Origin of the sequence: Nocardioides segetis (genome assembly GCF_051390595.1) — a bacterium.
GTDB lineage: Bacteria > Actinomycetota > Actinomycetes > Propionibacteriales > Nocardioidaceae > Nocardioides.
This window is the reverse complement of the sequence record NZ_JBNINR010000022.1, coordinates 53,532-64,836: the sequence shown is the minus strand read 5'-3', so window position 1 is coordinate 64,836 and position 11,305 is coordinate 53,532. Positions and strand designations below refer to the sequence as shown.

Genomic DNA, 11,305 nt, shown 5'->3' with positions numbered 1-11,305 from the left:
CGCCTGGACCACCCACCGCTGGAACACCCGACCAGCCCGACGCCCTTAACCTATTGGCGGAACCTCTTAGTTACAAGCGTCGAGCCGCCAGCGGACCGGTCAGATCTTCCGCAACCGGACGTACTGCACCGCGTGGTCGGCCGCCTTGCGCAGGACCAGGGTGGCGCGGGAGCGGGTGGGCAGCACGTTCTGGGCGAGGTTGGGGCCGTTGATCGAGTCCCAGATCCGGCGCGCCTCGTCGACCGCGGAGTCGTGGCTGAGGGCGGCGTACTTCGCGAAGTAGGAGTTGGGGTCGCGGAAGGCGGTCTCGCGCAGTCGGAGGAAGCGGTCGACGTACCACTCGCGGATGTGGTTGGTGTTGGCGTCGACGAAGATCGAGAAGTCGAAGAAGTCCGACAGGCCCAGCCCGGTGCGGCCGTCCTCGCGCACCCGCGCGGGCTGGAGCACGTTGAGGCCCTCGACGATGACGATGTCGGGCCGCTTCACGACGACCTTCTCGTCGGGCACGACGTCGTAGACGAGGTGGGAGTAGACCGGGGCCTCGACCTCGTCGATGCCGGACTTGATGTCGATGACGAACTTCAGCAGCGCCCGCCGGTCGTAGGACTCGGGGAAGCCCTTGCGCTGCAGCAGGCCGCGCGCCTCGAGCTCGGCGTTGGGGTAGAGGAACCCGTCGGTCGTCACCAGCGCGACGTGGGGGTGCTCGGGCCACCGGGCCAGCATCTGCTGCAGCACGCGCGCGGCGGTGGACTTCCCGACGGCCACCGAGCCGGCCAGGCCGATCACGAACGGCGTGCGCGGCGGGGTACGACGGTGCAGGAACTGCTCCTGCTCGTGGTGGAGCCGGGTCGCCGCGTTGACCCGCAGCGACAGCAGGCGGGACAGCGGCAGGTAGACGTCGCGGATCTCGTCGAGGTCGAGCGAGTCGCCGATGCCGCGCAGGCGGACCACCTCGTCGCTGGTCAGCGGGCTGCCCTGCTGCTGCCACTCGTGGGCCAGGTTGGCCCAGGTCGCGCGGTCCAGCTCGACGTAGGGGGACGCCTCCCGCGACGCTTCCTCGCCGGGGTGGGTGTCCGCCGGGCTGCCCGTCGTCATGGCGCCGATTGTTCCAGCCGGTGCCGGGGCCGCCCGCGGCGCGTCCCCGATCCGGACGACGCGGCCGGTGAGGACGACATCTAGACTGGCGGATCATGTGCGGGATCGTCGGGTACGTCGGGCCACGGTCGGCCGAGGACGCCGTCATCGACGGTCTGCGACGGCTGGAGTACCGGGGCTACGACTCCGCGGGCATCGCGGTCGTCCACGACGGCGTGCTGACCGTCGAGAAGCGTGCCGGCAAGCTCGCCAACCTGGAGAAGGTGCTCGGCGAGTCGCCGATCCCGGCCGCGGAGATCGGCATCGGGCACACCCGGTGGGCCACCCACGGCCCGCCCAACGACAGCAACGCGCACCCCCACACCGGTGCGGCCCGCCGGATCGCGCTGGTCCACAACGGCATCATCGAGAACTTCCTGGACCTCCGCGCCCGGGTCGAGGCCGACGACCACGAGCTGCTCTCCGACACCGACACCGAGATCGTGGCCCACCTGGTGGAGCTGCAGGTCCAGTCGGGCGTCGACCTCACCACCGCGATGCAGCGGGTCTGCCAGCAGCTCGACGGCGCGTTCACCCTCGTCGCGATCGACGCCGAGGAGCCGGGCAAGGTCGTCGCGGCACGCCGCAACTCGCCCCTGGTCGTCGGGCTCGGGGACGGCGAGAACTTCCTCGGCTCCGACGTGGCGGCGTTCATCGAGCACACCCGCGAGGCCCTCGAGCTGGGCCAGGACCAGATCGTGGTGATGACCCGCGACGCGGTCGAGGTCACCGACTTCCACGGCCGGCCGGTCGAGGCGCGCCGCTTCCACGTCGACTGGGACCTGTCGTCGGCGGAGAAGGACGGCCACGACTGGTTCATGCGCAAGGAGATCTTCGAGCAGCCGCGCGCAGTGGCCGACTCGCTGATCGGGCGGCGTACGCCGGCGGGGCAGCTGCAGCTCGACGAGATGCGCCTGGCCGACGAGGAGCTGCGCGACGTCGACAAGATCATCATCATCGCGTGCGGGACCTCGTTCTACGCCGGCATGGTGGCGAAGTACGCGATCGAGCACTGGACCCGCACGCCGGTCGAGGTGGAGCTCGCCTCCGAGTTCCGCTACCGCGACCCGATCATCGACGCGACGACGCTGATCGTGGCGATCAGCCAGTCCGGCGAGACCGCCGACACATTGCAGGCCATCCGTCACGCGCGCAGCCAGCGCGCCAAGGTCCTGGCGATCTGCAACTCCAACGGCTCCTCGATCCCGCGCGAGTCCGACGCCGTCATCTACACCCACGCCGGGCCCGAGATCGGCGTCGCCTCGACCAAGGGCTTCTTGACCCAGCTGGTCGCCTGCTACCTGCTCGCGCTCTACATCGCACAGGTCAAGGGCACCCGCTTCGGGGACGAGATCGACGAGATCATGCGGCACCTCGAGGCGATGCCCGACCACATCGAGACGGTGCTCGAGGGTGCCGAGCAGGTCTACGCGCTCGCCGCCGACCATGCCACGACCCGCTCGGTGCTCTTCCTCGGGCGCCACGCCGGCTACCCGGTCGCCCTCGAGGGCGCGCTCAAGCTCAAGGAGCTGGCCTACCTCCACGCCGAGGGCTTCGCCGCCGGCGAGCTCAAGCACGGGCCGATCGCGCTCGTCGAGGACGGTCTGCCGGTCCTGTGCGTGGTGCCGCCCCAGGGGCGCGACCACCTGCACGGCAAGATGCTCAGCGGCATCCAGGAGGTCCGCGCCCGCGGCGCCCGCACCATCTGCCTGGCCGAGGAGGGCGACACCGCGATCGAGCCGTACGCCGACGTCCTGCTGCGGCTGCCGAAGGTGCCCGTCCTGCTCCAGCCGCTGGTCGCGATCGTCCCGCTGCAGCTGTTCGCGTGCGAGCTGGCGACGGTGCTGGGCCACGACGTCGACCAGCCCCGCAACCTGGCCAAGTCCGTCACGGTCGAGTAGCCGTGCCTGTCGTCGGCGTCGGCATCGACGTGTGCGAGATCGCCCGCTTCGAGGAGTCGTGCCGGCGCACGCCCGCCCTGGTGACCAAGCTGTTCACCCCCGCCGAGCGGACCCTGCACATCCGGTCGCTCGCGGCGCGCTTCGCGGCCAAGGAGGCGCTCGCGAAGGCGCTCGGGGCCCCGCGCGGGATGTCGTGGCACGACGCCGAGGTGGTCTCCGAGGACTCCGGCCGCCCGCGGTTCGTGCTGCGCGGGACCGTGCTCGCCGAGGCGGACGCCCTCGGGGTGACGTCGGTGCACCTGTCGCTGACCCACGACGGCGGCATCGCCTCCGCCGTGGTCGTGCTGGAGAGCTGATCCGGGACCTCACGCCCCGTCAGGACGGGACCCGTGACCCTGTCGACCGGGCCGCCGCGCGCGTCAGGGTGAAGGGTGAGCAGAGTCCGTCACCCGTCCCCGCGCCGCCGTGGCGTCGCGCTCCTGACCAGCCTCGTCGCCTGCCTCGTGGTCTCCCTCGTGGTCTCCCTCGGCCTGGCCGGTCCCGTCCCGACGGCGCAGAGCGTGCGACCGGGGCCGCGTCCGACGCTGACCGGCCCGGCCGCGGCGGTCGCGCCGGGCGTCCCGGTGCGGCTGCGGGGGAGGGCGGCGCCCCGGTCGAGGGTCGTGCTGCAGCGCAGGGAGGGCCGACGCTGGGCGAAGGTGAACCGCCAGCGCGCCACCGGGGCCGGTCGCTTCGCCTTCCGGATCACGCCTGCCGCCGACGCCGCCTACCGGGTGAGCGTGCGCGGTCGGCACTCGCGGGTCGTTCGCGTGCGGCTGGCGCCGGTCGTCGTCGGCCCGCGGACCGCCGCGGTGTCCGCCCCCACCTCCACCGACCCGCGCACCCGGCTGCCGGTGTCCGCGACCTTCACACCCGCCCGGCCGGGCAGCCCCGTGGCGCTCGAGGCCCTGACCGACGGGGGCTGGCGGCGGGTCGGCGACGGGGTGGAGGACGGCGCGGGCAGAGCCGTCCTGCTCGCGACCCCACGGACCACGACGACGTACCGCGTGGTCGGGGCCGGCGCGACGACTGACCCGACCACGATCGCCGTCCGTCCGGCGCGGACCACGCCGTGGGTCACCGGCTACTACGCCGGCTGGTTCTGGGACCAGGAGTACGGACCCGACGAGGTCGAGATGGGCGACCTGACGCACTTCGTGTTCGGTCGGGTGGCGCCCGGCGGCGGCTCGCTCGACGGCGCCCCCGGCGAGGTCGTGCCCGGCGCGGGCTCTGCGCACGATCCCGCGGCCTCGCCCTATCCGGGCACCACGGTGGAGGACCACCTCGTCCGGAAGGCCCACGCGGCCGGCGCCGAGGCGCTGCTCATGCTCGGCGGTGACGGCTTCGACGGGCGCGGCTTCGTCGCGTCCACGGCCGACGCGGTGCGGCCCCGCTTCGTGCGCAACGTCGTGGACTACCTCGTCGCGCACGACTACGACGGCGTCGACGTCGACTGGGAGAACTGCCTGGGCGGCGAGGCCTGGGAGTGCGGCGTCGACATCACCACCGAGGAGGCGGTACGGCGCCTGAGGGCGCTGATCGTGGAGGTGCGGGCCGAGATGGCCACCCGGCCGCGCTACCGGACCGACCCCGGCATCGTCACCTTCCCCGGGTACGCCGTGAAGACCAACGAGCTCCGCGACGGCGAGGTGGCCGACTGGCAGGCCGAGCTGCCCTGGCTGGTCGACCAGTACAACCTGATGTCGTACGGCATCGGCACGACCTGGAACGGCGCCGGATGGGAGTCGTGGTTCTCCGGCGCGCTCGACGACGAGGGCCCGGCCCGTCCGGTCAGCATCGACAGCAGCATCGACGCCTACGAGCTCTCGGGTGCGCCTCGGGAGAAGATCGGGATGGGCATCGGCTTCTACGGCATCTACTACGGCCCCGGCATCACCGGACCGCGCCAGTCCACGGACGACAACGACGTCTACGAGACCAACGACGCCGCCCTGTCCTGGACCAGGCTGAAGGAGCTCGGCTACCTGTCCCACGGCGTCGAGCACTGGGACGCGGCCGCGTCGTCGACGTACCGCACCTACGCGGGCGGCTACGTGCCGTCGGCCGACCCGGGGCTGAAGCCGGCCGGCTTCCTCTCCTACGAGGACGAGAGGTCGATCGCGGCCAAGGCGGCCTACGCGCGCGCCGGCGGTGCCGGCGGCACCATCGTGTGGACGCTCAACTACGGCGACGACCCCGCCGGCGGCAACCCGTTGCTCGACGCGGTGGGGAGGCACTTCCTGGATCGTTGAGCCGCACGCCGTGCCAGAGTGGGGGTGTGATCCGCGCCCACACCGTCGAGCAGGTCCGTGCGGCCGAGGCCACGCTGCTGGCCGCGCTCCCCGAGGGGGCACTGATGCAGCGCGCCGCCGCCGGGTTGGGGTACGCCGTCCTCGACCTCCTCGGCTCGGCGTACGGACGCCGGGTGCTGCTGCTCGTCGGATCGGGCGACAACGGCGGCGACGCGCTGTACGCCGGTGCGCTGCTCGCCCGCCGCGGCGTCCAGGTGGAGGCCTGGCTGCTCTCCGACACAGCCCATCGCGGTGGCGTCGACGCGCTCCGAGTTGCCGGCGGGCGTGCCGTACCATGGGCGTCGATTGGGCAGAGACTGCATGCTCCGACCCCGGAATTGCGCCGTTTGGTCCCAAACCGCAACAGTTTCGACGCGGTGGTGGACGGGATCGTCGGCATCGGCGGACGCCCCGGCCTGCGCCCCGAGGCGACGAGGGCGCTTGAGCTGGTCGCGGGGATCCCGGTGGTCGCGGTCGACACCCCGTCCGGCGTCGACGTCGACACCGGCGCGGTCGACGGACCGCACGTCACCGCCGACCTGACGGTCACCTTCGGCACCCACAAGGCCTGCCACCTGGTCGACCCCGCCGCGCGGGCGTGCGGCGCGGTCCAGCTCGTCGACATCGGTCTCGACCTGCCCGACGCGCCCGTCGAGGCGCTCCAGCACGCCGACGTCGCGGCGCTGCTCCCGCGTCCCGAGCCCGACGCCCACAAGTACACCCGCGGTGTCGTCGGCGTCCGCGCCGGCTCGGCGACCTACCCCGGCGCCGCGCTGCTCAGCGTGGCCGGCGCGACCTGCGGGCTCGCCGGCATGGTCCGCTACGACGGCGACCCCGCCGCGCTCGAGCTGGTGCGCGCGGCGCATCCCGAGGTGGTCGGTCCCGGCCGGGTCCAGGCCTGGGTGGTCGGCTCCGGCAGCGACGGGGGCGCCGAGGACGCCGTGCGCCGCTCGGTCGCCGACGGCGTCCCGCTGGTCGTCGACGCGGACGCGCTCGCCTTCGCCGGGCTGGCGCGGGGACGCCCGGCCGTCCTCACGCCCCACGCCGGCGAGCTGGCCCGGATGCTCGACGTCGACCGCGCCGAGGTCGAGGCCCGTTGGCTCGAGCACGCCCGCCGTGCCGCGCGCACCTACGACGCCGTGGTGCTCCTCAAGGGGCGCCGCACCGTCGTCGCGCGGCCCGACGGCGCGACCCGGGTGACCACGACCGGGACGCCCTGGCTGGCCACGGCCGGAGCGGGGGACGTCCTCGGCGGGGTCGTCGGCGCGCTGCTCGCGACCGGCCTCACCCCGTACGACGCGGCATCGGTCGGCTCCTGGCTGCACGGCGCCGCCGCCACGCTGGCGGCCCGCCGGGGGCCGATCGTCGCCGGCGACGTCGCACGGGCCCTTCCGGCCCTGCTGGCACGCCTTACCACCCCCTGATGGGACGATGACACCATGGTCACGACCATGTCCCGCCCTCCGCTCGGCCCCGCCCGGATCGTCGTCGACCTCGCGGCCATCCGGGCCAACGCCCGGTTGCTGCGCGCGACCGCCGGCGTGCCGCTGGTGGCGGTGGTCAAGGCCGACGGCTACGGCCACGGCGCGCTGGCGAGCGCGCGGGCGGCCCGGCAGGGTGGGGCCGAGTGGATCGGCACCGCCACGGTCGAGGAGGCGTTGGCGCTGCGCGCCGGTGGGATCGAGGGACCGCTGCTCTGCTGGATCGGCGGGCCCGACGCCGACTACGCCGCGGCGGCCGCCGCCGGCATCGACGTCAGCGCCCACAGCGTCGGCCAGCTCGACGCGATGGCTTCCGCCTTCACCGGCCGCACCGAGCCGGCGCGGGTCCAGCTCAAGCTCGACACCGGCATGTCGCGTGCCGGCGCCCCCCGCGGCGAGTGGGCCGCGCTGTTCGCCCGCGCCGCCGAGGGCGAGGCCGCCGGCACCTGGCGGATCACCGGGATCTGGACCCATCCCGCCTGCGCCGACGAGCCCGAGCACCCGGCCAACGACCGGCAGGAGCAGGCCTTCCGCGAGGCGCTCGCGCTCGCCGACGGGCACGGCCTACGGCCCGAGCTGCGGCACTTCGCCAACTCCGCGACCGCGTTGCTGCGCCCGAGCGCCCGCTTCGACGCGGTGCGCTGCGGCATCGCGCTCTACGGCCTCGACCCCGCGCCGGGGCAGGCCACCGACATCGGGCTGGTGCCCGCGATGACCGTCCACGCGCCGCTGGTCCTGGTCAAGGACCTCGCCCCCGGCGACGCCGTCTCCTACGGCCATCGCTGGGTCGCCGAGCAGGCCACGACCGTCGGCCTGGTCCCCGTCGGCTACGGCGAGGGCATCCCCCGGCACGCGTCGTCGCCGGGCGCCCCCCAGCAGGCCACCGTGGGCGTGGGCGGCAAGCTCCGCCCGGTCCGGGGCACCATCTGCATGGACCAGTTCGTCGTCGACCTCGGCGGCGACCGGCCCGAGGTGGGCAGCGACGTGGTCGTCCTCGGCCCGCCGGGCGCCGGTGGTCCGACCGCCCAGGACTGGGCGGAGGCGGCGGGCACGATCAACTACGAGATCGTGACCCGGATCGGCGGCCGGATGGAGCGCACCTACCTCCACGAGCGCGACGAGCAGGGCGCGTGAGCCGCCGAGGTCGGATCGTCGGGTCGCTCGCCGGCGCCCTGGGCGTCGCCGCGGCCGGTACGGCGGCCGTCGGGATCCGGCGCCAGCAGCGGGCGATCAGCCGGCGGGCGGGTGAGGAGATCCCGTTCGGGTCGCTGCGCTCGGCGCCGGTCACGGTGGTGGCCGACGACGGCCTGCCGCTGCACGTCGAGATCGACGAGCTCGAGCCCGCCCCGGCGGGAGGGCCGGTCGAGCGGCTGGTGCGGCGCGCGAAGGGCGACCCGCCCCCCGTGACCGTCGTCTTCGTCCACGGCTTCTGCCTCAACCTCGACTGCTGGCACTTCCAGCGGGCGGCGTACCGCGGCCTGGTCCGCGCCGTCTACTACGACCAGCGCTCCCACGGCCGCTCCGGCGACTCCGACCGCGCCCACTCGACCATCGAGCAGCTCGGCCGCGACCTCCACCGGGTGATCGAGGAGGTGGTGCCCGACGGCCCCGTGGTCCTGGTCGGGCACTCGATGGGCGGGATGTCGATCGTCGCCTTCGCCGAGCAGTTCCCCGAGCTGATCGGACCGCGCGTCGTCGGGGTCGGCCTGATCTCCACCACCGCCGGAGGCCTCGACCCGACGCGGATCCTGCTGCCCATGGTCCCCGCCCGCCTGGCCGGACCGGTCGCCCGGGGCGTCGTCCGCACGCTGCACCTCGGCCATCGCGCCGTCGACTCGGTGCGTCGCGCCGGCGGCTCGGTGGCGACGGTCGCCACGGACCGCTTCGCCTTCGGGAGCGACGTGCCCCACGGGTACGTCGAGTTCGTCGACGCCATGCTCGCCGCCACCCCGTTCGAGGTGGTCGCCGACTTCTTCCCGCACTTCGCCGGCCTCGACAAGTTCGACTTCGTCGAGGCGCTCGGTCGGGTGCCGACCTCGGTCATCTGCGGCACCGCTGATCGGCTGACCTCGATCGGTCACTCCCGCAAGCTCCAGTCCCGCATCCCGGGGTCGCGCCTCCTCGAGTGCGAGGGCGCGGGCCACATGGTGATCATGGAGCGCCACGAGCTGGTCAACGCCGAGCTCGACCAGCTCATCACCGCCGCCTCCGCGAGGGCAGCCGCCCGATGAGCCTCGAGACCCGGCGCGTCGGCCCCGAGGCCGCCGCGGACGTGCTGGCCGTCGTCAAGGCCGCCTTCGCCGACCGCCCGCCGCTCGACCCGCCCGCCGATGCCCTCGCCGAGACCGAGCAGTCCGTCGCCGCGCTGCTGGCGCCCGGCGGCGGCCTCCTGGTGGTCGACGACGGACGGCCGGTCGGAGCGGTGATCCTCGACCCGGCGGGCGACCGGCACGACACCGTCTACCTGCGCCGCTTCGGCATCGACCCGGCCGCACGGGGCCGCGGTCTGGCCCGCGACCTGGTCCGCTCCGGGTTGGGGGAGGCGGCGCGGCGCGGAGCCCGCCGGGTGGTGATCCTGGCCCGCGAGGAGCTGCCCCGCACCGCGCGGTTCTGGCGCGACATGGGCTTCACGGAGACCGACCGACGCGCGCCGTACGTCGAGATGGCGCGGCCGGTGCCCGTGCGGCTCGACGTGGCCAGTGCCGACGAGATGCGCGACCTGGGCCGGCGCGTCGCCCGTCGGCTGCGGCGCGGTGACGTCCTCGTCCTCAGCGGCGAGCTCGGCGCCGGGAAGACCACCTTCACGCAGGGACTCGGGGAGGGGCTCGGCGTCCGCGGCGGGGTCACGTCGCCGACGTTCGTCATCGCCCGGGTGCACCCGTCGCTGGGCGATGGGCCGGCACTGGTCCACGTCGACGCCTACCGCCTCGGCGGTCGCGCCGAGCTCGACGACCTGGACCTCGACACGGACCTCGACGAGGCCGTGACCGTCGTCGAGTGGGGCACCGGGCTGGCCGAGGGGCTGGCCGACGCCCGGCTCGAGGTCCGGATCACCCGCGCGACCGGGCAGGCGGGCCCCGCCACCGACCGGGGGGCCGATCGGGAGGCTGATCCGGAGGCCGATCCACGCGTCGTCGAGATCGACGCCGTCGGCGCCCGATGGCTGGACGCCGACCTCGCCCTGTAGGCCCGCCGGAGCCGCCCGTCCCGCTGTCCGTGCGCCCACCCGGCATCTCAATCGCGCCTGGAACCGGTTCCAGTCGACGGTGCCTTTCCCCTAGGGTCCGGGTTAGCCCACATGCGACGAGCGCTGTGGACGACGCTCAGGGGGAGCAGAGGGACATGGGGATCATGGGGTTCACACGTGTGCTGTCACTGGCCGGAGCACTGCTGCTGCTGGTGCTCGGCCTCCAGGTGCAGGCGATGCCGCAGGCCCGGGCGGGCGCACCGGCCGCGACCGTCGCGGCCGCGACGGTCGCGGCGGCGGCCGGCTCGGGCGACGCCTGCGGGCAGCGGGTGCGTCGCCCGAACCTGATCGGCTACTACAAGTGCACCTTCGTCGACCACTTCGACGGCACCTCGCTCAACAGCCAGTACTGGCACGTCATGGACGGTCCGAGCGGCAGCCTGGCCTGCAACCTCGACAACCCGCAGACCGTGTCGGTCGGCTCGGGGATCCTCCGGCTCACCGCGCGACCCTCCGGCGGCAGCGCCACCTGCCCGCAACGGGCCGACGGCACCCGGGCGCCGTACGCGACCGGCGCGGTCAACACCTTCTGGAAGTGGAGCCAGCAGTACGGCCGGTTCGAGGCCCGGATGAAGTCCGACGTCGCCCGCGGGCCCGGCGCGCAGGAGGCGTTCTGGCTGTGGCCCGACACCCGCCACAGCAGCGACGCCTTCTGGCCCGCCTCCGGGGAGATCGACATCGTCGAGACCTACGCCGCCTACCCGGATCTGGCGATCCCCTACCTGCACTACTCGTGGAACGACAACGGCGGTCCGATCCACGGCCTCAACACGGCCTGGAACTGCGCCGCGACCCGCGGGCAGTGGCACACCTACGCCCTGGAGTGGACGGCGTACAAGCTGATCATCAAGGTCGACGGCCGGACCTGCCTGGTCAACACCGACGGCGCGGCGAGCTTCCGCAAGCGCTTCATCATGGCGTTCTCGCAGCTGGTCAGCGACTCCGGCGTCAACCGGATCACCAGCTCCTCCGTCCTGCCCTCCTCCCTCGAGGTCGACTACGTGAAGGTGTGGCAGTGAGCGTGTGGCAGTGAGCACAGCGCGCTGAGCCGCCCTTCACCGAATTGGGTGATGGCCGGCGGATGACCGATCGGCCAGCGTGGTCCCGGGACGAACGTCCCGGGACCACTCGTCGTTTGGGGCCACGAATCCCGGCTTCACGGTGGTGCCGCGCGGGGGCGCTGTTTTCCTAGCGTCGTCCGCGAGACCACTC

General features: G+C 73.6%; 9 protein-coding genes. 8 read left to right on the top strand and 1 reads right to left on the bottom strand.

Going from position 1 to position 11,305, the window contains the following annotated elements:
- Positions 1-99 precede the first annotated feature (99 nt).
- Complete coding sequence (gene coaA, locus ACPZVR_RS24060) at positions 100-1,095, bottom strand: type I pantothenate kinase (RefSeq protein WP_436702220.1); 996 nt, start codon at positions 1,093-1,095, stop codon at positions 100-102.
- A gap of 95 nt (positions 1,096-1,190) precedes the next feature.
- On the opposite strand from coaA, the gene glmS reads away from it, so the two are divergent.
- From glmS to ACPZVR_RS24020, 8 genes are all read left to right on the top strand, one after another.
- Complete coding sequence (glmS, locus tag ACPZVR_RS24055) at positions 1,191-3,035, top strand: glutamine--fructose-6-phosphate transaminase (isomerizing) (protein ID WP_436702219.1); 1,845 nt, start codon at positions 1,191-1,193, stop codon at positions 3,033-3,035.
- Positions 3,036-3,037: 2 nt separating this feature from the next.
- Positions 3,038-3,391, top strand: coding sequence for a holo-ACP synthase (locus ACPZVR_RS24050; protein WP_436702218.1), 354 nt, complete (start codon positions 3,038-3,040; stop codon positions 3,389-3,391).
- A gap of 75 nt (positions 3,392-3,466) precedes the next feature.
- Complete coding sequence (locus ACPZVR_RS24045) at positions 3,467-5,326, top strand: glycosyl hydrolase family 18 protein (protein ID WP_436702217.1); 1,860 nt, start codon at positions 3,467-3,469, stop codon at positions 5,324-5,326.
- Between the two features lie 26 nt (positions 5,327-5,352).
- A complete protein-coding gene (locus ACPZVR_RS24040) occupies positions 5,353-6,789 on the top strand; it encodes an NAD(P)H-hydrate dehydratase (RefSeq protein ID WP_436702216.1) in 1,437 nt (478 codons plus the stop codon).
- Positions 6,790-6,816: 27 nt separating this feature from the next.
- A complete protein-coding gene (alr, locus tag ACPZVR_RS24035) occupies positions 6,817-7,980 on the top strand; it encodes an alanine racemase (protein WP_436702215.1) in 1,164 nt (387 codons plus the stop codon).
- Positions 7,977-9,077 carry an alpha/beta fold hydrolase gene (locus ACPZVR_RS24030; RefSeq protein WP_436702214.1) on the top strand — a complete coding sequence of 367 codons (1,101 nt, stop codon included), beginning with the start codon at positions 7,977-7,979 and terminating at the stop codon, positions 9,075-9,077. The genes alr and ACPZVR_RS24030 overlap by 4 nt, the downstream gene beginning before the upstream one ends.
- On the top strand, positions 9,074-10,033 hold the full coding sequence (gene tsaE, locus ACPZVR_RS24025) for a tRNA (adenosine(37)-N6)-threonylcarbamoyltransferase complex ATPase subunit type 1 TsaE (RefSeq protein WP_436702213.1): 960 nt from the start codon (positions 9,074-9,076) through the stop codon (positions 10,031-10,033). Before ACPZVR_RS24030 ends, tsaE begins: the two co-directional genes overlap by 4 nt.
- A 164-nt stretch (positions 10,034-10,197) precedes the next feature.
- The gene (locus ACPZVR_RS24020) at positions 10,198-11,112 is read left to right on the top strand and encodes a glycoside hydrolase family 16 protein (RefSeq protein WP_436702212.1); all 915 of its coding nucleotides are present in this window, start codon (positions 10,198-10,200) and stop codon (positions 11,110-11,112) included.
- Positions 11,113-11,305: the final 193 nt, after the last annotated feature.

Bases quoted from the DNA above. Each gene is read 5' to 3' on its own strand.
- coaA (WP_436702220.1), bottom strand. From the start codon at position 1,095: ATGACGACGGGCAGCCCGGCGGACACCCACCCCGGCGAGGAAGCGTCG.
- glmS (WP_436702219.1), top strand. From the start codon at position 1,191: ATGTGCGGGATCGTCGGGTACGTCGGGCCACGGTCGGCCGAGGACGCC.
- alr (WP_436702215.1), top strand. From the start codon at position 6,817: ATGTCCCGCCCTCCGCTCGGCCCCGCCCGGATCGTCGTCGACCTCGCG.
- tsaE (WP_436702213.1), top strand. From the start codon at position 9,074: ATGAGCCTCGAGACCCGGCGCGTCGGCCCCGAGGCCGCCGCGGACGTG.
- ACPZVR_RS24020 (WP_436702212.1), top strand. From the start codon at position 10,198: ATGGGGTTCACACGTGTGCTGTCACTGGCCGGAGCACTGCTGCTGCTG.